Raw genomic sequence first — 24,794 nt, forward strand, 5'->3', positions numbered from 1 at the left:
CGCTCAATGCCGGCCGGCGTCCTGGATCGCACGGCGCAGCCGGCTCGACACCAGGTCGGCGCTGACGACCATCGCCGTGATCACGAGGATGCAGGTCGCGGTCTCGGGATACTTGAAGAGCTTGAGGCTGCCCACCAACTCGAAGCCCAGCCCGCCCGCGCCCACCATGCCCAGCACCGTCGCCGAGCGCAGGTTGACCTCGAAGCGATAGAGCACCACCGCGATCCAGGCGGTGATCACCTGCGGCAGCACGCCGAAGGCGATCACCTGCAGCGGCCGGGCGCCGGTGGCGCGCAGCGCCTCGAGCGGGCCGTCGTCGATCTCCTCGATCGCCTCGGCGAAGAACTTGCCCAGCATGCCCGCGCCATGCACCGCCAGTGCCAGCACGCCCGGGAACGGGCCCAGGCCCACGGCCGACACGAACACCAGCGCCAGGATCAGCTCATTGATGCTGCGCGTCACATTCAGGCCCTGGCGGGTGAGGTGATACAGCCAGCGAGGCCCCTGCAGGTTGCGCGCCGCGAGGAAGGACACCGGGATCGCGCCGATCACGCCCAGCAGCGTGCCCCACACGGCGATCTGGACGGTCTCCAGCGCCGGCGCCCACAGCCGCTCCAGGATGCGCCAGTCCGGCGGCCAGGTGCGGCCGAGGAAATCGGCGATCTGCGGCAGGCCGTTGGCCAGCTCGGCCGGGCTCAGCTGCGCGCCCCGGGCGCTCCACTGCAAGGCCCACAGGCCCAACACCATCAGCGCCAGCAGCTTGGTCCAGCCGCCCGGCGTCGTGGGCAGCGCCACCAGCCAGCGGATGCGATCGCGGGTGGCGCGGTCGACAGCGGTCATCGTCGTCATGCCGTTCTCCAGGTCGGGGCAGTGGTGGCCGGCGGCGCCGACGCCTCCATCGAGGCCAGGCTTGCCAGGTCTTTCATCGGCGCATTCATCGGCGCAGTCACCGGCGCAATCGGCTGCGGGCCGGCCTGCGCGGCGCTGACCGCGTAGAGCGCCTCGAGTTCCGCCTCGCAGAGTTCCTGCGGCCGCCGATCGAAGAGCACGCGCCCCTGGGACAGTCCGACGATGCGATCGCCGAATTCGCGCGCGTAGTCGACCTGGTGCAGGTTGCAGACCACCGTGATGCCGAGCTCGCGGCAGGCCTGCTTCAGATAGCCCAGCGCCTGGCGCGCGGTGTGCGGGTCCAGGCTCGCGACCGGCTCGTCGGCCAGGATCACCTGCGGCTGCTGCGCCAGCGCGCGGGCGATGCCCACGCGCTGCATCTGCCCGCCCGACAGCGCGTCGGTGCGCGACGCCGCCTTGTGGACGAGGCCGACACGGTCCAGGCAGGCCATGGCCAGCGCGATGTCGGACGCGCGGAACAGCTGCAGCACCGAGCGCCAGACGGCCATCGTGCCGAGCCGGCCGCTGAGCACGTTCTTCAGCACGCTGAGCCGCGGCACGATCTGGTGGTGCTGGAACACCATCGCCACGCGCCGGCGCAGCTCGCGCAGTTCGGTGGCGCGTGCGGCGCCGCGCGCTTCCAGGCCGGCGATCGTCATCGTCCCGCCGTCGGCCTGGACCAGCCGGTTCATGCAGCGCAGCAGGGTGGACTTGCCGGCGCCGGACGGGCCGAGCACGACCAGGAACTCGCCGGGCCGCACGTCCAGGTCGACGCCGCGCAGCACGGCGTTGTCGCCGAAGCGCTTGGTGACGCCACGCAGCGCGATCACTTCATGCTCCGCAGGTCGAGCTTGAGCACCTTGGCGGTGTCGCGGACCACGTCGTAGGCGGCGTCGCTGGTCGGCTGGAAGCCGTTGAGCACGCCCTGGTCGCCCCACTTCACCTCCTTGAGATTGGCCAGCGCCCGGGCGAGCTTCTCCTTGAGCGCCGGGTCGAGGTCCTTGCGCCAGACCATCGGCGATTCGGGAATCGGCCTGGAGGACCACAGCACGACGAAGTCGTCCGGCTTGACCGTCCCCTTGGCGACGGCGCTGTTGAAGATGCGGTCCGCGACGGCGGCCGCGTCGACCTTCCTGTTGGCGACCGCCAGGATGCTGGCGTCGTGGGAGCCCGAGAACACGACGCGACCGAAGTAGGCGTCCGGGTCCAGCCCGGTCTGCCGCAGCCCCGCCTTGGGGAACAGATGGCCGGAGGCGGAGCTCGGATCGACGAAGGCGAAGTTGCGGCCCTTGAGTTCGGCGACGCTGCGCAGGCCGCTGTCCCTGCGGGCGAGGATGAGGCTCCGGTAGGCGCTCTGGCCGGTCTTCTTCGTCACGGCGACGGAGAAGGCCTCGACCTCGGCCACCGAACTCGCCAGCACATAGGAGAACGGACCGAGGTAGGCCACGTCCAGCTTCTTCGCGCGCAGCGCCTCGATGACGCCGTTGTAGTCCGTGGCGACGAAGGGCTTCACCGGCATGCCCAGCTGCTGCTGCAACGCGTCCAACACTTGGCGGCTGGACTCGATCATGGCCTGGGCGTCCTCGGCCGGGATCAGGCCGATGGTCAGCGCCTGCGGCTGGGCCGACGCCTGCTGCGGCAGGCCCGCGAAGACGGTCAGGGCCAGGGCGGCGCCCAGCGCGGTGCGGCGCGCGGCGGAGAAGCGGGGATGGGACATGGCGGCATCCAGGAGTGGTGAGCGGATGCCGGCACTCTATGAATCGCACATGACAGCAGATCCATCGATCCCATACTGATTTCTCGACCAAACCATTCATGTGACCTATGAGCGGACCGGTCGGCCTCGTCGGGCGGTGCCGGCCGGAGGGGGCGTGCCCCTCCGCTGATTGGTCAGCTTGCCTTCAGCGGGCGCCGCAGGCGGGGTGCTTGCTGCCCGCCGTGTCGTTGACCAAGCCGAGGAAGTCCAGCACGTGAGGCGTCAGTGCCCCGGTCTGCGGGAGCGCCGTGCCGGTCAGGTCGCCCTGGCAATAGGGCGGCTTGGTGGGGTTGCGGTAGCGGTTCGTCAGCACCAGCGCCGCATCACGCTCCCCGGCGCTCTGGCCGCCATGGCCGCTGCCGGTGCCGCCATGGTCGGAGACGACGACGATCAGCCACTCCTCCTGCGCATAGGTCGGCCGCGCCACGAGCCCGTCCAGCACCTGCTGGATCTGCGCATCCTCGCCAACGATCTTCGACTGGTAGTACGCGTTGTACGGGTCGTAGCTGGCGGCGTGGATGTCGACGTTGTGCAGGTAATAGAAGATCACGGTCGGCGGATTCGTCCAGGACAGCCAGCCCTTGACCGCATCCGTCGCCTGCTGCGAGTTCTTCGCGGCGTTGGCCACGACGAAGTCCGCCCCCGCGGGCTTGAGGTTGCCGGTGATGTTGGCCCAGTCGCCGACCACCGCGACCGTGGCGGTCGGGTAAACCTGCTTGATGCGGTCGAACACATGCGGCTTGCGCAGCGGCAGGCTCGCGTCGTTGCTGGTGACGCCGTGCTGGTCCGCCCAGTAGCCAGTGAACAGCGTGCCCCAGCCCGGGCCGCTGTAGGTGGACTGCGAACCGCCGGCCAGCACGTTGCCGTGGAAAGCGCCGACCGCGGCGAGCTGGCTCAGCGCCGGCGTGGTCGCGCAACCGGCGCAGAACAGCGCGTCGCCCCGCAGGCCGTCGATGCCGATCACCAACACATGGCGCCGGCCGTAGGGGCCCACGATCGGGTTGGGCACGCCCGGGCCCGGGTTCAGCGCGTAATGGTCATAGGGGTTACCGGCGTAGTCGGTCTTGAGCCCGCCCACATCGGCGGCGCGCTTGTCGCTGAGGTCGCACTGCTGCGAGGCCTTGTAGTAGTCGAAGCTCACGCACCAGGACTTGCGCGCGTCGGCGAGGCAGGCCGTGGCGCAGGCTTCCGGCGAGACGCCGTTCAGGTGCTCGCGGTTGTAGCCGGAGATCGCGGCATTGAGCGTGCGGGTGAACGAGGCCAGCGGGCTCGGGGCCGATTGCGCCGGCGCGGGCAGCGGGGCCATGGCGATCAGCGCCGCGATCGACGCGTTGAACAGGGCGGTGGAGGAGACGGGCAGGCGATGCGCCAGCGGGCGTGGGAAACGGGTCCGGGTCATGGGCACTCCAGGTCGGGTTGAGGGGAACTGCCCACGCAGCCTAGGAACGTCACGTGACCGTCACTCGATCGAATCAATATGGCCGACCGCAAGAAATCATCAAGAGCGTCTATACATGTCCGCCGCCAAGCTCCGCGCCTTCCTCGCCGTCGCCCGTCACGGCAGCTTCAGCGCGGCGGCGCGCGCGCTCGGGCTCTCGCAGCCGACGCTGACGACCCAGGTCCAGGGCCTGGAGCGGCAGCACAAGGTCGAGCTCTTCCATCGCCGCGGTCATCGCATCGAACTCACCAGCGTCGGCCATCAGCTGCTGCCGATCGCGCGGCAGCTGGCCGCGCTCGAGGTCGAGGCCTACAACCTGCTGCACGACTGCGGCGAACTCACTCGCGGGCAGCTCAAGCTCGGCGCGGTCGGCCCCTTCCACGTCATCGAGATGGTCGATGCCTACCGCCAGCGCTATCCGAAGGTGGACGTCTCGATCCGGCTGGGCAATTCGGCGCAGGTCTTCGGCGACCTGGAGAACTATGTGATCGACGTCGGCGTGCTGGCGCGCTTCCATGACGCACCCGGCTTCGAGACCATGGCCTACGCACGGCACGCGATCATCCTCTTCGTCCATCTCGACCATCCCTTCGCCGCTCGGGAGAGCGTGTCGCTGCGGGAGCTCGCCGAGCAGCCGCTGCTGCAGCGGGAGGCGGGATCGAGCACCCGCCGCGCGCTGGAATCGGCGCTGCGCCAGGCGGGCATCACGCCGCGCGTCGCGATGGAGATCGGCAGCCGCGAGGCGCTGCGCGAGGCGGCTGCGCGTGGCATCGGCATCGGCGTCGTGTCCGAGGCGGAGTTCATCCCCGACGCGCGCTTCCGCCCGGTGCGCATCCAGGGCGACCCTGCCTTCACCGAGACGCATCTGTACTGCCTGAAGGAGCGCCGCGACAGCCTGCTGCTCGGCTCCTTCTTCGAGGTGGCGCACAGCCTGCGGCGCTGAGGCATCGACAGCCCGCGGCCAGACACCGGACAGGTTTCTGAAGGCCGCCGCAGGCATCCTGCGGACCTTCGCGCGGGGGGCCCCAGGGGGTCGTCTGTTCCCTGGAATCCATGTAGAGAAGAGAGCGCGCATGGACCGCCGCCAATTCTTCCCCCGCCCCGTGGTCGAGGCGGGCACCAATCGCTGGGACTGGGCGCTGCTGCCGCTGGTGCTGGGCCTGCTCGTGCTGCTGGCCTACGGCGCGGCGCAGATGGCGCGTCCGTTCGCGCTGGGCGATCCGCTGCCCTTGTCGCTGGACCCGTCCCACCTGCCCTACTACCTGCTGCGCACCAACCTGCGGATGCTGGCCGCGATGGTGCTGGCGCTGCTGTTCAGCGCGGTCTTCGCGGTGCTGGCGGCCAAGGTGCGCGCCGCCGAGAAGGTGCTGGTGCCGATGCTGGACATCCTCCAGTCCATCCCCATCCTGGGCTTCCTGTCGATCACGGTGACCGGCTTCATCGCGCTGTTCCCCGGCAACCTGCTGGGCGTCGAGTGCGCGGCGATCTTCGCGATCTTCACCTCGCAGGCCTGGAACATGGCCTTCAGCCTGTACCAGTCGCTGCGCACCGTGCCGTCGGAACTGGACGAGGCGGCGCGGGTGTTCCAGCTTTCGGGCTGGCAGCGCTTCTGGCGGCTGGAGCTGCCCTACGCGATGCCCGGGCTGCTCTGGAACATGATGATGTCGATGTCCGGCGGCTGGTTCTTCGTCGTCGCGTCGGAGGCCATCTCGGTGTCCGACCAGAGCATCAAGCTGCCCGGCGTGGGCTCCTACATCGCGATGGCGATCGAGGCGCGCGACCTCGGCGCGATCGGCTGGGCGATCGTGGCGATGCTCGTGGGCATCGTGCTCTACGACCAGCTGGTGTTCCGGCCGCTGGTGGCCTGGGCGGACAAGTTCCGCTTCGAGGACAGCGGCACCGACACCGCGCCCAGCTCCTGGATGCTGAACTGGCTGCGCCGCACCGCGTTCACGCGCCGTGCCGCGGCATGGCTGGTGGACCAGCTCGAAGGCAGCCTGATCTGGTTCCGCCGGCACCACGACGGCACCTCGATCCGCGCGCGCCCGCGCATCGCCGTCGCCGCCTGGCAGCGCGCCTGGGATGCGACGCTGGCCGCCGCGGTGATGGTGGCGCTGTACCAGCTGGTGCGCTTCATCCATGCCGAGGTCGGCTGGTCCGAGGCCGGCCATGTGCTCGGCCTGGGCGTGCTGACGCTGGTGCGGGTGCTGGTGCTGATCGCGCTGGCGGCGCTGGTGTGGGTCCCGGTCGGCATCTGGATCGGGATGAATCCCCGCTGGTCCGGTCGCCTGCAGGCGGTGGCGCAATTCCTGGCCGCCTTCCCCGCCAACCTGCTGTTCCCGGTGGTCGTGGTGCTGATCGTGCGCTGGAAGCTCGATCCGGATGTGTGGCTCTCGCCGCTGATGATCTTCGGCACGCAGTGGTACCTGCTGTTCAACGTCATCGCCGGCGCCTCCAACATCCCGGCCGAGTTGCGGCATGCGGCGCGCAACCTCGGCCTGAGCGGCTGGCTGAAATGGCGCCGCTACCTGCTGCCGGCGGTCTTCCCCAGCTTCGTCACCGGCGCGATCACCGCCAGCGGCGGTTCCTGGAACGCCAGCATCGTGGCCGAGTACGTGTCCTGGGGCGACACCACGCTCAAGGCGCACGGCCTGGGCAGCTACATCGCGGAGATGACCGCCAGGGGCGACTTCCCGCGGATCGCGCTCGGCATCGGCGTGATGTGCCTGTTCGTGATGGGCCTGAACCACTTCGTCTGGCGCCGCCTGTACCGGCTGGCCGAAGACCGCATGCACCTGTGAGGAGCACCGCATGACCGCATCCATCATCGAACTCCATGGCGTCGGCAAGCGCTTCCGCTCGGCCGACGGGCATCCGCGGCCGGTGCTCGCGGATGTGGACTTCCACCTGCGCGAGGGCGAGATCGTCGCGCTGCTGGGGCAGTCGGGCTCGGGCAAGAGCACGCTGCTGCGCATCATGGCCGGGTTGGTGCCGGCCGATGCCGGCCAGGTCCGCTATCGCGGACAACCGCTGTCGGGCCCGGCGCGCGGCATCAGCATGGTGTTCCAGTCCTTCGCCCTGTTCCCGTGGCTGACGGTGCAGCAGAACGTCGAACTCGGCCTGGAGGCGCGCGGCGTGGCCAAGGCCGAACGCGCGTCCAAGGCCGAGGCGGCGATCGCGCTGATCGGCCTGTCCGGCTTCGAGGGCGCCCTGCCGCGCGAACTGTCGGGCGGCATGCGGCAGCGCGTCGGCATCGCGCGCGCGCTGGTGACCGAGCCCGACGTGCTGCTGATGGACGAGGCCTTCTCGGCGCTGGACGTGCTGACCGGCGAGCGGCTGCGGGAGGACATCCTGGAGCTGTGGGACGGCGGGCACATGCCGACGCAGGCGATGCTGGTGGTGTCGCACAACATCGAGGAGGCCGTCATGATGGCCGACCGCGTGCTGATCTTCGCCAGCGATCCGGGGCGCATCCGCTGCCAGCTGTCGGTGCAGCTGACGCGGCCGCGCGATCCCGAGAGCGCCGACGTGCGCGCGCTGATCGACGAGGTCTACGCGCTGATGACCGCCGGCGCGGCACGTCCGGTGCGCGCGGCCGGCGCGGTCGATGCGACCACCACCCCGGCGCCGCTGGCCGAGCGCCTGCCCGCCGCCGACGTGGCGCGCATGGATGGCCTGCTGGAGCTGCTCGCCGATCCGCCCTTCGACGGCCGCGCGGACCTGCCGCAGCTCTGCGAGGAGGCCGGGCTGCCGGACGCGGAGCTGCTGCCGGTGGCACACGCGCTGGCGCTGCTGGGGCTGGCGCAGCTCGACAGCGGGGACCTGCAGCTCACGTCGCTGGGCCGGCGCTACGTCGAGGGCTCGCATGGCCTGCGGCGCGATCTCTTCGGCCAGCAACTGGTCACCCATGTGCCGCTGATCGCGCATATCCGCCACAGCCTGGAGCAGGAGCCCAGCGGCGAGATGCCCGACAAGCCGGTGCTGCGGCTGCTGAGCGAGCACCTGGACGACACCGAGGCCAGTGCCGTGCTCCAGACGGCGGTGACCTGGGCGCGGCATGGCGAGGTGTTCGAGTACGACTACAACACCGGCGCGCTGCGCCTGCCGACCGGCGACGAGGAGACCGCCCCGCGATGAGCACCCGACGGGCTGGGTAGAGTCGGGGCTCCGCGACTGCGAGCTCCGCCCGATGAAGCGCACCGCCCGCCCCCGTTGGAAGTCCCTGGCTGTCGACCGCCTGCTGCGCTATGCGCTGCGGCACTGGCACGCCGACGCCGGCTGGCGCGCGATCGAGGCGCTGCAGCGGCGCGGATCGCCCGCGCTGCTGGCGCGGGTCATCGCGCTGTGCGCCAGCCCGAGTGCCCGGCGACGGGCCGTGGGCGTGTCGATCGCGGCGCAGCTCAGCCACCGCGCCCAGGGCGGGTTCGCCTTGTTGGCCGAGGAGGAAACGCAGCGCCTGCTGCTGCGCGGCCTGGCGGATCCGCATCACGATGTCGTCCGCGCGGCGGTGGGCGGGCTCGGCCTGCGGCCGCACGGGGCCAGCGTCGAGGCACTGCTGCGACTGGCCTCGCATCCGGACGCGAGGATGCGCTGGCAGGTCGCGGTGGCGCTGGGCTCCTACGAGGAGCCGGAGACGATCGAGGGGCTCATCCGGCTGAGCGCCGACCCGTGGGACGAGGTGCGCGACTGGGCCACCTTCGGCCTGGGCACGCTGCGGATGGAGGACACGCCGGCGATCCGCGCGGCGCTGCGTCGCAACCTCGACGATGCCGACCCGGATGTCCGCGGCGAGGCGCTGGTCGGACTGGCGCGGCGACGGGACGAGGGCATCGTCGACCTGTTAATGGAGCGGCTCACGCCGGACTGCCATGTGTATGAGCTGGACGCGGCGGAAGCGCTCGGGGAACCGTGTTTGGCAGCTCGCCTTCGTCTCATCGAGGAGGCCAGCCGGGAAAGCGCGGCGAACTCCTACTGGTTCTCAAGACTGCGAGCCGCGATCGAGGCCTGCAGTGCATCGAAACCGATCGCCGCTTAGTCTTTTGGAAAGAATTTTGGCTTTCTCTAGCAAAATATTCGATCCGCTAGCGAAATAGGCGCCATGGCTCCCACCCACTTTGGATTTCAGCGACTGACGGAACTGCACCCGATCAGTCCGGTGCAGCCGCTGGTCACGCGAAGCGTCCTGGGGAGTGTGCGGCAGCGCGAAGAGTCCCATGGACGCGAGGTCCGGACATGGCCGGCCCAATATCAACCGGAAGACTCATTCGCGGGTCATTTCGAGTTCGGTCTCAAGTACGAGCGGCTGAACTTCGAGTTCTTCTCGCGACTCTTCCAGCAGCTCGATCCTGAAGTCGTGGCGGCCTGGGTGCGGACCGCACCGACGGGGATCTACGCGCGCCGAGCCGGCTTCTTCTACGAGTGGTTCACCGGCAGGGCCGTGCCCGTTCCCGACACTGCGAGCAACGTCGGCTACGTCGACGCACTCGACTCCGACCTCTACCTGACAACCCGGAATCCCGATCGCAACCGTCGCTGGCGAATCAATGACAACCTGCCAGGCACGCCTGGCTTCTGTCCGTTGGTCCACCTTGGGCCGGCAGCGTCGCGTCAATGGCTGTACGACGTGGCTGCCGGCGTTCAGGAACTCGACGACACCTACGGCGCCGAGCTGTTGCTGCGCAGTTCGGCGTGGCTCACCTTCAAGGAATCACGCGCGAGTTTTGCGATCGAACATGAAGCGGACCAGGAAGACCGGGTCAAGCGATTCGCCTCGGTGATCCAGGACTTCAGCGGCCGGTTGGACGACGTCATGGCGCCCGCCAACCTCCAGATGCTGCAGACTGCGGTCCTGGGTGAGGCGGCTCTGCGCACCGGGATTCGGCAATCACCCGTGTTCATCGGCGAAACGACTTTCCGGGGTCAACTCGTTCATTACATCGCGCCGTCCGAGCACCGTGTGGAGCCGATGCTGGACGCGTTGCGCGCCTTCGAGGCCCGGACGCGAGGCGTTCCTGGCATCGCCCGGGTCGCGGCGATCTCGTTCGCATTCGTTTATCTGCATCCCCTGGCGGACGGGAACGGCCGCATCCACCGTTTCCTGATCAACCATCTGCTCGCAGGCGACGGGCTGGTGCCGCCGAACATCGTCGTTCCGGTGTCAGCCACCATCGCCGCCAATGCTCGCGCCCGTGCCGAATACGACCAGGTGCTGGAGGTCGTGTCCCGGCCGTTCATGAAGCGTTATGCCACCAGCTACCGGTTCGGTGAACTCCGCCAGTGCCTCGACGGGGTCACGACCGACTTCGAGTTCCTCGAAGACGAGGATGCGGGACATGTGTGGCGCTTTCCCGACCTGAGCGAGCATGTGCGCTACCTCAGCGGCGTATTGCGCCAGACCGTCGAGCATGAGATGGCCGAAGAGGCGTTGCTCCTGCGCCAGAACGACCGTGCACGCGCCGGCATCAAGCGCATCGTCGAAATGCCGGATCAGGACGCCGACCGCATCATCCGCTCGCTGAAAGAGAGCAACTGGTCCGTCAGCAACAAGCTTCGAAAGACCTTGCCTGAGATCTTCCAGGAGAGCGGAAAGCTCCACGAGCACCATGCGCGCATCGTCGCCGCCGTCAGGAACGCCTTCGAGGAGATGTGATGCTTCCCCGCATCAGCGAAGAAATCACCTTCCGCAAGCTCGAGATCCTGATCACGTTCTTGGAGAGCGGCAGCCTGGCGCGCGCCGCGGAGCGGCTGGGCACGAGCGCCGTCAGCGTGCATCGGGCGCTGCATTCCCTGGAGGCGGGCACGCGCTGCGCGCTGTTCCGGCTGGAGGGCCGCAACCTGCAACCCACCGACGCGGCCCATGCGCTGGCCGACGTCGCCCGCGAGATCCTGCAGCGCATGGACGAGGGCATCAATGCCACCCGCGCCATCGCCGGCTACGGCGCCGAGCGCATCCGCATCGGCTCGCTCTATTCGCTGACCAGCGGCACCGTGCCGTCGATGATCATGGCGCTCAAGGCCCGCAAGCCCGAGGTCCAGGCCGAGCTGATCCTGGGCTCCAACTCCGACCTCATCCAGCGCCTGCGCGACGGCACCCTCGACGCCGCCGTCATGGGCCTGCCCGAGTCCGCGCCGGAACTCGAGACCCACGCCCTCTTCGACGACGACGTCTTCTTCGCCGCGCCCGCCCAGTCGCCCTACGCCGGACAAGCCGCCATCGACCTGCGCGATTGCGCCGAAGAACGCTTCGTCAGCCTGCAGGAAGGCTTCGTCACCTACAGCCGCTTCGTCGACGCCTTCCGCATCGCCGGCTTCGAGCCGCAGATCGTGATGAAGACCAACGACATCTTCTCGTTGATGAACCTGGTGGGCGGCGGCATCGGTTGCACGCTGCTGCCGGGGCGCGTCCGCGCGGTGCTGCCGCCCAGCGTCCGGCTGATCCCGCTCCAGGAGCGCTACGCGGTGCGCCAGACCATCGCGCTGTGCTTCCTCCGCGCCCGTGAGCGCGACCCCAACCTGCTCGCCCTGCTCGCCGCCAGCCGCACGCTGCGCCTCGGCGGACACTGACCGGCCGTGCCCAGGATCATTCCGCTGCGCGTAATCGTCAGGCGCGGCGGTTGATTGATCGGCCGCGGGCCCGGTCGTACCGTCCACGCCCATGGACCGCATCACCCTGGACACCAAGGCCCGCGACCGCGCCGCGCGGATCGGCGCGGCACGCGAGGCGCTCGGCGCCCGCCTGACCGGCAAGCAGGTCGAGACCGACGCGATCGTCGACCTGCTGCACGCGGTGCTCAAGCCCGGCGACCGCGTCTGCCTCGAAGGCAACAACCAGAAGCAGGCCGACTTCCTGGCCAAGGCGCTGGTGGCCCTGGACCCGGCCCGCATCCATGACCTGCACATGGTCCAGTCGGTGCTCGCGCTGCCCGAGCACCTGGACGTCTTCGAGCGCGGCATCGCCAGCCAGCTGGACTTCAGCTTCTCCGGCCCGCAGGGCGCGCGGCTGGCCAAGCTGCTTGCCAGTGGCCGGGTCCGCATCGGCGCGATCCACACCTACCTGGAGCTGTTCTCGCGCTACTTCGTCGACCTGACGCCCAAGGTCTCGCTGATCGCCGCGCACGCCGCCGACGCGCAGGGCAATCTCTACACCGGCCCCAACACCGAGGACACGCCGGCGATCGTCGAGGCGACCGCGTTCTCCGGCGGACTGGTCATCGCGCAGGTCAACGAGCGGGTGCCCGACGGCACGGCCTTGCCCCGCGTCGACGTGCCGGCGGACTGGGTCGACTTCGTCGTGCAGGCGCCCACGCCCAACTTCATCGAGCCGCTGTTCACCCGCGATCCGGCGCAGATCAGCGAGATCCAGGTGCTGATGGCGATGATGGCCATCAAGGGCATCTACGCCGAATACGGCGTCCAGCGGCTCAACCATGGCATCGGCTTCGACACCGCCGCGATCGAGCTGCTGCTGCCGACCTACGGCGAATCGCTCGGCCTGAAGGGCAGGATCTGCCGCCACTGGGCGCTGAACCCGCATCCCGCGCTGATCCCGGCGATCGAGGCGGGCTGGGTCGAGTCGATCCATTCCTTCGGCTCGGAACTGGGCATGGAGGACTACATCCGCGCCCGCTCGGACGTCTTCTTCACCGGCCCCGACGGCAGCCTGCGCAGCAACCGGGCGTTCAGCCAGGCGGCCGGTCACTACGCCTGCGACCTGTTCATCGGCTCCACCCTGCAGATGGACCTGCTGGGCAACAGCTCGACGGCGACGCTGGGACGCATCGCCGGCTTCGGCGGCGCGCCCAACATGGGCGCCGACGCGCGCGGGCGCCGGCATGCGAGCCCCGCCTGGTTGAAGGCGGGCGAGCAGGCCCGCGCCCATCGCAGCGGCGCGGCCGCGACGCCGCGCGGCCGCAAGCTGGTCGTGCAGATGGTCGAGACCTTCCGCGAGCACATGCAGCCCGCCTTCGTCGAGCACCTCGACGCCTGGGAGCTGCAGCGCCAGGCCGGCATGGACCTGCCGCCGATCATGATCTACGGCGACGACGTCACCCATGTCCTCACCGAGGAGGGCATCGCCAACCTGCTGCTGTGCCGCGACGACGAGGAGCGCGAGCAGGCGATCCGCGGCGTGGCGGGCTACACCGCGGTCGGCCTCGGCCGCGACCGCCGCGCGGTCGAGCGGCTGCGCGACCGCGGCGTCATCCGGCGTCCCGAGGACCTCGGCATCGACCCGCGCGACGCCACCCGCAACCTGCTGGCCGCGCGCGGCATGCGCGACCTGGTGCGGGCGTCCGGCGGCCTGTACCGCCCGCCGAAGCGCTTCCGCAACTGGTGACGACACCGCGGCGCTCGCGACGCCCCTGACGCCCGCCCCAACGACGAGGACCGCCATGACACCCATTCCACCGGGTCTGGAGACCCTGGACTTCCGCTTCGCCGGCAACCGCGCCGTGCCGGCCTTCACGCCGGTGCTGGTCGGCGTGGTCGGCTCCGGCAACCTCGAGGTGATGCTCGAACCCGGCGACGGCAGCGAGTGCGCCGTGCATGTCCAGACTTCGGCGCGCGGCTTCGCGCCGGTCTGGCAGGCGGTGCTCGACGACTTCCACCATCGCCACGACCTCGCCGGCGTGCGCGTGTCCATCAACGACATGGGCGCGACGCCCGCGGTGGTCAGCCTGCGCCTCGACCAGGCGGTCCGGGAACTGCAGCCATGACGGCGACGACGTCCCCAGCCCGGCCAGCCGCCGTACCCGCGATCTCGTACGCCGAGTGCAGCGCGCGCGAGCGGCTCGCGCAGTTGCTCGATCCCGGCAGCTTCCACGAGTGGCTGCCGCCCGCCGAGCGCGTGATGAGCCCCCACCTGGCCCAGCTCGGGGTGCCCTCCTCCTTCGACGACGGCGTCGCGATCGGCCGTGCCCGGCTGGCCGGCCGGACCGTCTTCGTCGCCGCGCAGGAAGGCGCCTTCATGGGCGGCGGCGTCGGCGAGGTGCACGGCGCCAAGCTCGTCGGCCTGCTGCGCCGCGCACTGCGCGAGCGCCCGGCGGCCGTGCTGCTGCTGCTGGACTCCGGCGGCGTGCGCCTGCACGAGGCCAACGCGGGGCTGATCGCGGTCTCCGAGGTGATGCGCGCGGTGCTCGACGCACGCGACGCTGGCCTCCCCGTGATCGCGCTGATCGGCGCCGCCAACGGCTGCTTCGGCGGCATGGGGATCGTGGCGCGCTGCACCGATTTCGTCGTCATGAGCGACCTCGGCCGCCTCGCGATGTCCGGACCGGAGGTCATCGAGGCCTCCCACGGGGTCGAGGAATTCGATGCCCGCGATCGCGCACTGGTCTGGCGCACCACCGGCGGCAAGCAGCGCTGGCTGACCGGTGACTGCGACGCGCTGGTCGAGGACGAGGTCGCCGCGTTCCGCCGCGCGGCGATCGCGGCCATGGAGGCGCTGCCCGCGGCCCGGCCAGTGACGCTGGAAGCGCTCGAGGCGGAACATGCGCTGCTCGCACGGCGGCTGGCGCTGCTCGATGCGCCGGTCGCCGGCGACGACGCGCTGGCGCTGTGGCGCCGGCTCGGCATCGAGGACGCCGCGAGCATCCCCGACCTGGACGTTGCCGAGGTCGTGCCGCTGCGCACCGTCGCGGCCAGTCCCGACAGCCGTTGAGACGCCGGGGCGGAAAGGAGTTCGAACATGGACTGGAAGAGCTTGGCCGAGACGCTGTTCGGCTCGGATCGCGGGCTGACGCTGCAAGGCGACTTCCTGCAAGGCGAGGTCGCGCTCGACGGCGAGCCGCTGACCGTCGTCGGCACGACGGGACATGCGCCGATCGGCGTGCGACTCGCGCTGGCGCAGGCACGCGCGGTGCTCGATACCATCGCCCGCCATCCGGGCCGGCCGATCCTGCTGCTGATCGACACCCAGGGCCAGCAGCTGCGGCGGCGCGATGAGCTGCTGGGCATCAACCGGGCGATGGCCCACCTGGGCATGGCCATCGACCTCGCGCGCCGGCGTGGGCACCGGGTGCTGGGCCTGGTCTATGACCAGGCGCTGTCGGGCGGCTTCATCACCTCCGGCCTGATCGCCGACGCCTGCGATGCGCTGCCGCAGGCGGAGATCCGCGTGATGCGCATTCCGGCGATGTCGCGCGTGACCAAGCTGCCGGAGGACATGCTGACCGAGTTGTCGCGCGCCAATCCGGTCTTCGCGCCGGGCGTCGAGAACTACGTGGCGATGGGCGGCGTGCGGCGCGTGTGGTCCGGCGACCTGCAGGCCGCGCTGCGGCAGGCGCTGGCCGACGCGCCGACCGAGGACCGTCGCGCCCTGGATGGCGCGGAGCGCGGCGGGCGCCGGCTCGCGGCGGACGTGATGGCCCGTGTGCTGGAGGCGCCATGACCCGCCTGCATCGACACCAGTTGGTGCGTCCGTCGCCCTCTGCCTGGACCGCTCTGCGCGCGAGCGCGGCGGACGCGGTCGAACGGGAATGCCTGACGCTGTGGGCGGCGCGGGGACTGCCGCTGGTGGTGACGCAGCAGCGCTGCGACGCCGGAGCCGCCGCCGACCGGATCGCGACCGGGCTGTCCGCGCCGCTGCGCTGGGCCTCGCGCCGGATCGGCGTGATCCTCGATCGGAGCGACGTGCTGTTCTTCGACGAGTTTCCCGTCGCGCGCGCGCTGACCAAACTGCTGCCCGTCCCGACGCGGACCGCCTGGGACCGGCTGTGCCGGTCGGTGGCCGCGGAAGGCGCCCAACCGCGCGTCTACGGCAGCTACGGCTGGCAGGCCTTGACGGGCATGGCGCATGTCCATGCGGACTCCGACGTGGACCTCTGGGCGGGCGTCCACGATGCGGCCCAGGCGGACGCGATCGCCGCGCTGTTCGCGCGGGCCGAGATCCCGGGGCTGCGACTCGATGGCGAGCTGATCTTCGACGGCGACACCGCGGTGTCCTGGCGCGAGTGGCTGGCCTGGCGCGCCGGCGGCACGCGCTCGATCCTGGTGAAGACCGTCGGCGGCAGCCGCCTCGCCAGCGATCTCGCCGAGATCGTCCGCGACGTGAAGGTGGCGGCATGAGCTCGCCGGCGCATGAGCGGCCGGTTCGGCGACCTGCCCGCGCCGCCGACGCGCTCCGGGCCCCTACCGCCGCCGACCTCGGACGTGCCGCCGCGGCCGCTCTGCACGATGAGCTGGCGCTGGCGCCCAAGCCGGGATTGGTCACCCTGACCAGCAACGGCAGCCATGACGACATGGACGCGCGGACCTTCTTTCGCAGCATCGCCGCGCTGCGTCGCTACTTCGTCCGGATCGCCGGGCTCGGCATGGCCGGGGCGGACTTCGAGGCCCTGGAGCGCGCCGGCATCGAGGCCGAGGCCTGCATGCTCGCAGCCACCGGGGGCATCAACACCCATCGCGGCGCGATCTTCCTGTTGGGATTGCTGTGCGCCTGCGCGGGCGCCCTCGTCTCGGCCGGCCAGCCGCTGACGCCGACGAGGCTGCGCGCAACCCTGGTTGAACGCTGGGGCGCGGCGCTGCGTCGGCGCGCGCAGCGCCCGTCGACGCTGCCCGGCGGCATGGCCGCGCGCCGGCATGGTCTGCGCGGCGCGTCCGAGGAGGCGGCGCTCGGATTCCCCGCCGTCTTCGACGTGGGCGTGCCTGCGATGCGGTCGGCGCTCGCTCAGGGCCTGTCCCGCGAGCGCGCGCAGCTCGACACCTTCTTCCATCTGATGGCCGCGCTCGACGACAGCAACCTCGCGCATCGCGGCGGTCTCGAGGGCCTGCGCTTCGCGCAGCAGGCGGCGCGCGGATTCCTCGCGGACGGCGGGGCCGCGCATCCCCTTGCCCTCGCGCGGGCCGAGGCACTCGGCCAGGACTTCGAGGCCCGCCGGCTGTCGCCCGGCGGCTCCGCCGACATGCTGGCCGCGGTCTGCTGGATGGTCCGCATCGGGGCGGTCGGCGCATTCAAGGTGCGGTGATCGCGTCAGGTACATCTTGTGAGCGTCGCGATCGTCTTCAGCGGCCAGGGCCACCAGCATCCGGGGATGCTGCCGTGGTTGCGGCATGACGCGGTGATCGCTGCGATGACGACACAGCTCGGCATCGGCGACTGGCGCGCCGCACTCGCCGACGAGGCCTGGGCTCGCGCCAACCGACATGCGCAGGTGCTGATCACAGCGACCGCAGTGTCGGCCTGGGCTCAACTCCATGCGGCGTTGCGTGCCGCGTCCATCGAGGTCGATGCCCTCGCCGGCTACAGCGTCGGCGAGATCGCCGCCTGCGCGGCGGCGGGCGTGTTCAGTCCGGAACGAGCGGTCGCGCTGGCCGTGCGTCGGGCGGAATTGATGGATGCCGCGGGCCGCTCTCGGCCCGGAGGGCTGTGTGGCGTCACCGGCGTCGGCGCGGCCGCGCTGGACGAACTGCTGCGCGACTCGGCGGTGACCGTCGCCATCCGCAATGGCGAGGAGTCGGTCGTGGTCGGCGGGCCGCTGGGCGAGTCGCCGGGACAGGAGCCGGCGGCGACGCGTCTCTCCGACGGATCGCTCGACGCGATCGAAGCCGTGCTGGCCGGACGCGGCGCACGCTGCACGCGGCTGGCGGTCACGGTGGCGTCGCACACGCCGCTGATGCGCGCGGCCGCCGAAGCCTTCGCCGCCGAATTGACCCACGAACCATTGAACGCGCCCTCGCTGCCACTGTTCGACAGCGACGGCAATCGCAGCTGGAGCGCTGGACAAGCGCGCGACGGGTTGTCGCGGCAGATCGCCACGACGGTGCGATGGGACGCGGTCATGGACCAGATCGCGGCACGCGCGCCGTCGAGCGTGCTGGAGATCGGCGGCGGTCAGGCGCTCGCTCGACTGTGGCTGCAGCGCCATCCGGCGACGCCCGCGCGATCAGCAGACGAGTTCCGCACGATCGACGGCGTGATCGCGTGGATTGCCCGCTGCGCCACTTGATCGCCGCCGGCGACGAGCGACGAGCGACGAGCGATCGAGAACTCACGCGACCAACGGGCCGTCGCCAGTAACTGGCACAAGCGGAAGAACCGCTGGACCGCGCGAGCGGCGCCCGGGTTCTCCCTCGATCGTTGCGGCGGGCGTAACGGTCCGGATCGGAGCTTGATTGAAGCGGGCTCGTGCGCTCGATACCGTGCGAGCCGATGAGAAGTCAATGAAGAACGGAGCGGCCGGTGCTCGACATGCCGGACCGCCGCAACAGGAGACAGCGATGACCACACACTGGATGTCGATCCTTCCGCTCGGGGCCATGTTCGTGGTGGCCACCGCCCTGCCGATCAACATGGGCGTGCTCGCCTTCGTCGGCGCCTTCCTGGTGGGCACGCTGGTGGCCGGCATGAGCGCGAAGGCCATCATGGCCGGCTTTCCGGCCGAGCTCTTCCTGACGCTGGCGGGCATCACCTATCTCTTCGCGCTGGCGCAGAACAACGGCACGATCGACTGGCTGGTGCGCCTGGCCGTGCGCGCGGTGCGGGGCCGCATCGCCGCCATCCCGTGGATCATGTTCCTGGTGGCGGCATTGCTGACCTCGGTCGGCGCGGTGAGTCCGGCGGCGGTGGCGATCATCGCGCCGATCGCGCTGGGATTCGCGGCCCGGCACGGCATTCATCCGCTGATGATGGGCCTGATGGTGATCCACGGTGCGCAGGCCGGCGGGTTCTCGCCGATGAGCATCTATGGGGGCATCACCAACAAGATCGTGGCGAAGGCGGGCCTGCCGCTCAGCGAGATCACCACGATGCTGGCGAGCTTCGGCGTGAACTTCGCGGTCGCGCTGGGGCTCTTCGTCGCCCTGGGCGGCCTGCAGCTGATGCGACGGGGCCGGGTCGAGGATGAGGGCGAGCTGGCGCCGATCCCGCCGGTGGCGCGTGCGCAGGGTGGGCCGCAGGTCTTCGGTGGCGCGGAGGCCGAGTCGTATGGTGAGGGGCGACGGGTCGCGGCGAGCCGCTCGTCGATGCTGGGTCAGGTGCAGACGCAGACCTTCCAGGCCACGAGCGTGCATCAGGTGATCACCGCGCTGGGTCTGGTGCTGCTGGCGGTGCTGACGCTGGGCTACAAGCTGGACATCGGTTTCGTGTCGATCACGATCGGTCTGGTGCTGAGCCTGATGCAGCCGCGGTTGCAGAAGAGCGCACTGGGCCAGGTGTCGTGGCCGGAGATCATGTTGATCGTTGGCGTGAGCACCTATGTCGGCGTGATGGAGAAGATGGGGACGATCGACTACGTGGGCCACAGCGTCGCGAACCTGACGTCACCGCTGATGGCGGCGCTGCTGCTGTGTTTCGTCGGCGCGGTGGTTTCGGCCTTTGCTTCGTCGACCGCGGTGCTCGGTTCGTTGATCCCCTTGGGCGTACCGTTCCTGACGGGTGACAACGCGGGCATGGCGATCGGTTTCATTGCGGCGATGGCGGTGTCGTCGACGATCGTGGACGTCAGTCCCTTCTCGACGAACGGTGCATTGGTCCTTGCCAACGCCAAGGGCATGGACCGCGACCGCTTCTTCCGTCTTCTGCTGCTCTACGGCGCCGCCGTGACCGTGATCGCCCCGATCGTCGTCTGGTCCCTCTTCGTCCTGCTCTGAGTCACTCTCAGTCCGTCGGGCGCTTGGCCGGGGCCGCCGGCGAAGCCGAAGCTTCGTCATCTGACTGGGCGCCGTCTGTCTGAGCAGAGCGAACCGCAGGTGAGCGTCGCGAGTTGGCGCCCCCAGCTTCGGCTTCGCCGGCGGCCCCGGCCAAGTGCCGAGCTCCGCGACCGTCCCGAATTGCGCCCTCAAGCGTCCACAAACGCCGCCGCGATCATTTCTCCCGCGTTGATGGGTGATGGTTCATCGACCCTGGGCGTATAGATGAGGTCACCGGTGCGGATGGTCGACCCGGTGAGCACGCAGATGCCATCGCGTTTGGACGGCACCATGTCCCAGATTTGATAGCCGTAATGGCAGGCTCCGGCGTCGGACCAGGAGATGGCGGCGGTGCGGGGAGTGGGCCGATCGAGGATGTGGATGGTGGGGGGAGGACGCAGGGTGAGGCTGGTGCTGTCGTGGGGGCGGGTCGAACCGGGCTGGGGGGAGGCGGGATGTGGCGTGTCGGGCACGCCGCCGTTCCTGAGCCAAGACACCGTGCGCAGCCAACCCGCGCGGGTCGGATCGTTCGCCAGATCCCTGTGCATGCTGCACCGCCTTTCACGTCCGCCGACAATCGGCGCCGAAGCCTGAAATAATTCAACGGGTGATGAATATAACAAAGGCGGGCAGCGCATGAACAAGACCCCGAAGACGGCCGGGGTGCCGCGACGTCGCGGGCGGCCGAGCGCGAACTGTGCGAGCGGCGCGGACGACCTGCTGCGCGTCGCGCGCCGCACCTTCGCGCTGCGCGGCTATGAAGCCACCAGCGTCCGTGAGATCGCGCGCCAGGCCGAGGTCGATCCGGCGCTGATCGCGCACCACTTCGGCTCCAAGGAAGCGCTGTGGCTGGCGGTGGTGGACCAGATCAGGGAGCTCCTGGACCCGATGCTGGAGACGACCGCGGCGCTGCGCGCCGATGCCTCGCTGGGACCGCGGCAACGGGTCGAGCACTGCCTGCTGGCGTTCATCGACCGCGTCTTCGAGCACCCGGACATCGGCATCTTCTTCTCGACGGCCGCGACCGAGGAAGGCGAGCGGCTCAACGTGCTGGTCGACGTGATGGTGCGGCCCTTCCACGCGGTCTGCCTGCCGCTGTTCAGCGACGCGATGGAGGCCGGCGAGCTGCGCCGCTGCGATCCGGCGCTGCTGTTCTCGCTGCTGATGCAGGGCATCAGCAAGACGGTGGCGTATGCGCATGTGCTGCGGGCGGTCTCGCCGTTGCCGGACGACCCGGACCGCTTCAAGCGCGAGCTGACGGACGTGGCGCTCCACCTGCTGCGCTGACCGCGGGCCTCTCGAGCGCGGCGTGGCGCCGCCCGCGCCGCTGCCGCGATGTGTCCCCGCGCATCAGATCGTCTTTCCTTCCCAGGCCGGATACACGGGCATACGAAAGCCGTATCGCGGATCGGTCGCCGCTCGAAGAATCCGCCCCATCGCAGCTTCCCGCTGCTGGCCCGGAAAGAATTCCCCATGCGATCGATCACCCGACGTTCCCTGCTCCCGCTGGCGCTGGCCGGCACCGCCGCCGCGGCCGCCGTGGCGCTCTCGCTGCCGCCGATGTCCACTGACGCGGTGGCCGCTTCGCTGCTGGGCGGCAGCGGCATGACCGGCAAGGCGGCGCCCGCCTTCGCCGGCATCAACAGCTGGGTCAACAGCCCACCACTGAAGATGGAGGAGCTGCGCGGCAAGGTGGTCTTGGTCGACTTCTGGACCTACACCTGCATCAACTGCCTGAACGCGCTGCCCTATGTGAAGGCCTGGCATGAGAAGTACAAGGACCAGGGGCTGGTCGTCGTGGGCGTGCATTCTCCCGAGTACGAGGAAGAGAAATCGCTGGCCGGCCTGAAGGACGCCATCAGCCGGCTGGGCATCACCCATCCGGTGGCGCAGGACAACGACTTCAAGACGTGGAAGAGCTACAGCAACCGCTACTGGCCGGCGCTGTACCTCGTCGACAAGCAGGGCAAGGTCGTCTACACCCACTTCGGCGAAGGCGCCTACCAGCAGACCGAGGCGCAGATCCAGGCGCTGCTGAAACAGCCGGCCTAATCGCGCCCCTCGACGGCCATCGACAGCACGTAGCCCTCGCTGCGGACCGTCTTGATGTACTTCGGCTCTCGCGCGTCATCGCGCAGCCGCTGGCGGATGCGGCTGACGAGCAGGTCGATCGAACGCTCGAAGAGCTCGGCCTCGCGCCCTTGCGTCAGGCCGAGCAGTTGGTCGCGACTCAGCACCCGCTGCGGATGGTCAAGGAACACCCGCAGCAGCCGGTACTCCGCGCCGCTGAGCGGCACCACCGTGCCCTGCGCGTCGACCAGGTGTCGCTCGATCGTGTCGAGCACCCAGTCGCCGAAGGACAGCCGCGGCGACTCGTCGGAGGCGCGCATGTTGGGCGGCAGCATCCGCGCGCGCCGCAGCACCGACTTGATCCGCGCCAGCAGCTCACGCGCCGCGAACGGCTTGGCCAGGTAGTCGTCGGCGCCCATCTCCAGGCCGAGGATGCGATCGGCCTCGTCGCCGCGCGCGGTCAGCATGATGACCGGCGTCGCCTTGTGCCGGCCGGCCCGCAGGTCGCGGCACAACGACAGGCCGTCCTCGCCCGGCAGCATCAGGTCCAGGATCACCAGATCGAAGGGGCCTCCCGTCTCCATCGCGATGCGCATGTGCCGGCCGGTGGGCACGGCGGTGGCGCGCAGGCCGTTGCGGGTCAGGTAGGTGGTGAGCAACTCGCGGATCTCGCGGTCGTCGTCGACGATCAGGACGTGGTCCTGGGTAGGCGCGGTCGTCTGCATGGGCTGGGGAAGGCGGAACGCCGGGAGCGGCATAAGCCGCAATGTAGCGGCCCCGAGCCCGCGCCGTGCCGACCGAGGCAATGTTGTGTCTCCGGTGCGGGACGCGGATACACGCCAATACAAAGCCCGCCACAAACCGGACCCGCAGGCCTATAAACCTGCCTGCGGCCCCGCCGCGCCCTTCGACTTCGTCCCAGCGCACCGCATCGGAGATCCCCGTGAGCCGCGTCATCGACTACTTCCTCGCTCCCCACAGCCCCTGGACCTACCTCGGCCACGAGCGCTTCGCCGCCATCGCACGCGAGGCCGGCGCCACCGTGCGCCCGATCCCGATCGACCTGCTCAAGCTGTTCGCGGTCTCCGGCGGCTTGCCGCTGTCGCAGCGCCCTGCCCAGCGTCAGGCCTACCGGCTGCTGGAGCTGCGGCGCTTCTCGCGTCACCTGGGCATGCCGATGCAGGTGGAACCGGCGTTCTTCCCCGTCGTGCCGCATGCGGCGGCGCGGCTGATCATCGCGGTCGACGAGGCCGACGGCGCGGACGCGGCGATGCGCCTGACCGGCGCGTTGCTGCGCGCGGTCTGGGAGCAGCAGCGCGACATCGCCGACACCGCCACCCTCACCGCGATCCTGGCCGAGCAGGAGCTGCCCGCCGCGCGCCTGGCCCGCTCCGCCGAGGACGACATCGGCGCGCGCTACGACGCCAACACCCAGCGCGCGATCGATGCCGGCCTGTTCGGCGCCCCCAGCTATGTCATCGACGGCGAGCTGTTCTGGGGCCAGGACCGGCTCGACTTCGTGCAGCGCGCGCTGACCGCCGACCGGCCATGAGCGCTGTTCCGGCCTCGGGCGGCGCTGCCGCGAATCCGTCGCCGACGCGACCGCGCCGTTTCGGGCCGCGCACGCTCTTCGCGCGCGTCTTCTGGATGATGGTGCTGGGCATCGCGATCGCGCAGGCGCTGGCCTATGTGGCAATCCGGCAGGAGCGCTCGATGGCCCTGCGCTCGCTGATGATGTCGGGCATCGAGCGCGACATCGCCACCGGTGTCGCCGTGCTCGATCGCCTGCCGCCGGCCGAGCGCACCGCGTGGCTGGACCGTTTGGAACGCCCCAACTTCCGCTTCGCGCTCGCCGACGAGGTCGATCCGCAGGCGGGACCGGTCGACCACACCGAGTTCAGCGGGGCGTTCGTCGACGCGCTGACGCAGGCGCTGCGGCCGTTCCGCATCGAACGCGTCGCGCAGGTCGGCGCGCGGCGCTATCAATTGCTGGTCCGCCTGGGCGACGGCGCCGCGGTCACGGTGCATGCGCGCCGCGTCGACATGCCGATTCCCGAATGGGTCACCTGGGTGCTGGTGGCGCAACTGGTGGTGCTGACCTTCTGCACCTGGATGGCGGTGCGGCTGGTGACGCGGCCGCTGAACGCGCTGGCGACGGCCGCCGACGATCTTGGTCCGGACCTCACCCCGCGCCTGATCGCCGAGGACGGCCCCGCCGAGGTGGCCCATGCCGCGCGCGCCTTCAATGCGATGCAGCAGCGCATCGCCGGCTACACGGCCGAGCGCGTGGAGATCCTGGCCGCGATCTCCCACGATCTGCAGACGCCGATCACGCGGATGCGGTTGCGCGCGGACCTGATGGCCGACGAGACGCTGCGCGACAAGTTCCGGCAGGACCTCGATGCGATGCATGCGCTGGTCCGTGAAGGCGTGACCTACGCGCGGACGCTGCACGGGACCTCGGAGCCGACGGCGCGCCTCGATACGGACGCGCTGCTGGCGAGCATCGTCGGCGACTATGAGGACGCCGGCGAAGCGGTGACGCTCGACGGCGCGGCGGGCGCGCCAATCATGGCCCCGCCGCAGGCGCTCAAGCGCGTCCTGGTCAACCTGATCGACAACGCCCTGGCCTTTGGCGGGGCGGCGGAGATCTGGGTCAGGCGCGACGACGCGCAAGGCCTGGCCCCACGCTTGACCATCGCTGTGCTGGATCGGGGGCCCGGCATCCCTGAAGACCAACTGAGCGCCGTCTTCAAGCCCTTCCACCGCCTGGAGACCTCCCGCAATCGGGAAACCGGCGGCACCGGGTTGGGGCTGGCGATCGCCCACCAGCTTGCCACCGCGATGGGGGGCAGCCTGTCCCTTCACAACCGCCCGGGAGGGGGCCTCGAGGCCCGACTGAGCCTCTCCTCGCCGACACCGGCCACGCTGTCCACGGCTTCTGTGGACAAGTCTGTTGGCTCAGCGGGCAGGGATGGTGCAAGCCGTTGATTCGTCACGGAATTCGTTGCACTGCTG

24 protein-coding genes are annotated in these 24,794 nt (G+C 70.1%); 18 read left to right on the plus strand and 6 right to left on the minus strand.

Translation table 11 applies throughout. The features are described 5' to 3' along the window. Positions 1-3: 3 nt before the first annotated feature. The 4 genes from phnE to CS062_RS07665 form a co-directional block, all read right to left on the minus strand. Complete coding sequence (gene phnE, locus CS062_RS07650; protein ID WP_199174195.1) at positions 4-849, minus strand: phosphonate ABC transporter, permease protein PhnE; 846 nt, start codon at positions 847-849, stop codon at positions 4-6. Then, on the minus strand, positions 846-1,718 hold the full coding sequence (gene phnC, locus CS062_RS07655; RefSeq protein WP_099860919.1) for a phosphonate ABC transporter ATP-binding protein: 873 nt from the start codon (positions 1,716-1,718) through the stop codon (positions 846-848). The genes phnE and phnC overlap by 4 nt, the downstream gene beginning before the upstream one ends. Further along, a complete protein-coding gene (gene phnD, locus CS062_RS07660) occupies positions 1,715-2,605 on the minus strand; it encodes a phosphonate ABC transporter substrate-binding protein (protein WP_099860920.1) in 891 nt (296 codons plus the stop codon). The genes phnC and phnD overlap by 4 nt, the downstream gene beginning before the upstream one ends. Positions 2,606-2,789: 184 nt before the next feature. After that, the gene (locus CS062_RS07665) at positions 2,790-4,043 is read right to left on the minus strand and encodes an alkaline phosphatase family protein (RefSeq protein ID WP_099860921.1); all 1,254 of its coding nucleotides are present in this window, start codon (positions 4,041-4,043) and stop codon (positions 2,790-2,792) included. Between the two features lie 115 nt (positions 4,044-4,158). Here CS062_RS07665 and CS062_RS07670 point away from each other — a divergent pair, with 115 nt between their 5' ends. The 14 genes from CS062_RS07670 to CS062_RS07735 all read left to right on the plus strand — a co-directional run bounded on the left by CS062_RS07670 (position 4,159) and on the right by CS062_RS07735 (position 19,667). Further along, a complete protein-coding gene (locus CS062_RS07670) occupies positions 4,159-5,025 on the plus strand; it encodes a LysR substrate-binding domain-containing protein (protein ID WP_099860923.1) in 867 nt (288 codons plus the stop codon). 130 nt (positions 5,026-5,155) lie between these two features. Next, positions 5,156-6,883 (plus strand): ABC transporter permease, encoded by a 1,728-nt coding sequence (locus CS062_RS07675; RefSeq protein ID WP_099860924.1) that lies wholly within the window; start codon positions 5,156-5,158, stop codon positions 6,881-6,883. Between the two features lie 10 nt (positions 6,884-6,893). Beyond that, positions 6,894-8,219, plus strand: coding sequence for an ABC transporter ATP-binding protein (locus CS062_RS07680; RefSeq protein WP_099860926.1), 1,326 nt, complete (start codon positions 6,894-6,896; stop codon positions 8,217-8,219). 52 nt (positions 8,220-8,271) lie between these two features. Then, positions 8,272-9,117 carry a HEAT repeat domain-containing protein gene (locus tag CS062_RS07685; RefSeq protein ID WP_158238702.1) on the plus strand — a complete coding sequence of 282 codons (846 nt, stop codon included), beginning with the start codon at positions 8,272-8,274 and terminating at the stop codon, positions 9,115-9,117. A gap of 63 nt (positions 9,118-9,180) precedes the next feature. Next, positions 9,181-10,731: a Fic family protein gene (locus CS062_RS07690; protein WP_099860928.1), complete on the plus strand. Its 1,551-nt coding sequence runs from the start codon at positions 9,181-9,183 to the stop codon at positions 10,729-10,731. Further along, on the plus strand, positions 10,731-11,645 hold the full coding sequence (locus CS062_RS07695; RefSeq protein ID WP_099860930.1) for a LysR substrate-binding domain-containing protein: 915 nt from the start codon (positions 10,731-10,733) through the stop codon (positions 11,643-11,645). The genes CS062_RS07690 and CS062_RS07695 overlap by 1 nt, the downstream gene beginning before the upstream one ends. A 91-nt stretch (positions 11,646-11,736) precedes the next feature. Continuing rightward, positions 11,737-13,416 (plus strand): malonate decarboxylase subunit alpha, encoded by a 1,680-nt coding sequence (gene mdcA, locus CS062_RS07700; protein WP_099860932.1) that lies wholly within the window; start codon positions 11,737-11,739, stop codon positions 13,414-13,416. A gap of 55 nt (positions 13,417-13,471) precedes the next feature. Next, entirely contained in the window at positions 13,472-13,795 is a 324-nt protein-coding gene (mdcC, locus tag CS062_RS07705) for a malonate decarboxylase acyl carrier protein (RefSeq protein ID WP_099860934.1), read from the plus strand. Then, complete coding sequence (locus tag CS062_RS07710) at positions 13,792-14,739, plus strand: biotin-independent malonate decarboxylase subunit beta (protein WP_099860936.1); 948 nt, start codon at positions 13,792-13,794, stop codon at positions 14,737-14,739. Before mdcC ends, CS062_RS07710 begins: the two co-directional genes overlap by 4 nt. A gap of 27 nt (positions 14,740-14,766) precedes the next feature. After that, the gene (locus CS062_RS07715; RefSeq protein WP_099860937.1) at positions 14,767-15,468 is read left to right on the plus strand and encodes a biotin-independent malonate decarboxylase subunit gamma; all 702 of its coding nucleotides are present in this window, start codon (positions 14,767-14,769) and stop codon (positions 15,466-15,468) included. Further along, entirely contained in the window at positions 15,465-16,145 is a 681-nt protein-coding gene (mdcG, locus tag CS062_RS07720; protein WP_099860939.1) for a malonate decarboxylase holo-[acyl-carrier-protein] synthase, read from the plus strand. Before CS062_RS07715 ends, mdcG begins: the two co-directional genes overlap by 4 nt. After that, complete coding sequence (mdcB, locus tag CS062_RS07725) at positions 16,142-17,044, plus strand: triphosphoribosyl-dephospho-CoA synthase MdcB (RefSeq protein WP_099860941.1); 903 nt, start codon at positions 16,142-16,144, stop codon at positions 17,042-17,044. Before mdcG ends, mdcB begins: the two co-directional genes overlap by 4 nt. 18 nt (positions 17,045-17,062) lie before the next feature. Continuing rightward, a complete protein-coding gene (locus tag CS062_RS07730; protein ID WP_099860942.1) occupies positions 17,063-18,025 on the plus strand; it encodes an ACP S-malonyltransferase in 963 nt (320 codons plus the stop codon). A 271-nt stretch (positions 18,026-18,296) separates the two neighbouring features. Next, positions 18,297-19,667 (plus strand): SLC13 family permease, encoded by a 1,371-nt coding sequence (locus CS062_RS07735; protein WP_099860944.1) that lies wholly within the window; start codon positions 18,297-18,299, stop codon positions 19,665-19,667. Between the two features lie 188 nt (positions 19,668-19,855). Here the strand turns inward: CS062_RS07735 and CS062_RS07740 are convergent, their stop codons facing one another. Further along, on the minus strand, positions 19,856-20,254 hold the full coding sequence (locus tag CS062_RS07740; protein WP_158238703.1) for a DUF3331 domain-containing protein: 399 nt from the start codon (positions 20,252-20,254) through the stop codon (positions 19,856-19,858). 88 nt (positions 20,255-20,342) lie between these two features. Here CS062_RS07740 and CS062_RS07745 point away from each other — a divergent pair, with 88 nt between their 5' ends. Continuing rightward, positions 20,343-20,993 carry a TetR/AcrR family transcriptional regulator gene (locus CS062_RS07745; RefSeq protein WP_099860947.1) on the plus strand — a complete coding sequence of 217 codons (651 nt, stop codon included), beginning with the start codon at positions 20,343-20,345 and terminating at the stop codon, positions 20,991-20,993. Between the two features lie 186 nt (positions 20,994-21,179). Then, positions 21,180-21,758 carry a thioredoxin family protein gene (locus CS062_RS07750; protein WP_199174196.1) on the plus strand — a complete coding sequence of 193 codons (579 nt, stop codon included), beginning with the start codon at positions 21,180-21,182 and terminating at the stop codon, positions 21,756-21,758. Here CS062_RS07750 and CS062_RS07755 read toward each other — a convergent pair. Continuing rightward, complete coding sequence (locus CS062_RS07755) at positions 21,755-22,501, minus strand: response regulator (RefSeq protein ID WP_099860949.1); 747 nt, start codon at positions 22,499-22,501, stop codon at positions 21,755-21,757. The two genes, CS062_RS07750 and CS062_RS07755, sit on opposite strands and share 4 nt — an antisense overlap. A gap of 218 nt (positions 22,502-22,719) precedes the next feature. Between CS062_RS07755 and CS062_RS07760 the strand changes: the two genes are divergently transcribed. Both CS062_RS07760 and CS062_RS07765 read left to right on the plus strand, forming a co-directional pair. After that, positions 22,720-23,328 (plus strand): 2-hydroxychromene-2-carboxylate isomerase, encoded by a 609-nt coding sequence (locus tag CS062_RS07760; protein ID WP_099860950.1) that lies wholly within the window; start codon positions 22,720-22,722, stop codon positions 23,326-23,328. After that, complete coding sequence (locus CS062_RS07765; RefSeq protein ID WP_099860952.1) at positions 23,325-24,767, plus strand: ATP-binding protein; 1,443 nt, start codon at positions 23,325-23,327, stop codon at positions 24,765-24,767. Before CS062_RS07760 ends, CS062_RS07765 begins: the two co-directional genes overlap by 4 nt. Positions 24,768-24,794 lie beyond the last annotated feature (27 nt).

This window comes from Roseateles chitinivorans (assembly GCF_002761755.1).
GTDB classification, from domain to species: domain Bacteria; phylum Pseudomonadota; class Gammaproteobacteria; order Burkholderiales; family Burkholderiaceae_C; genus Roseateles; species Roseateles chitinivorans.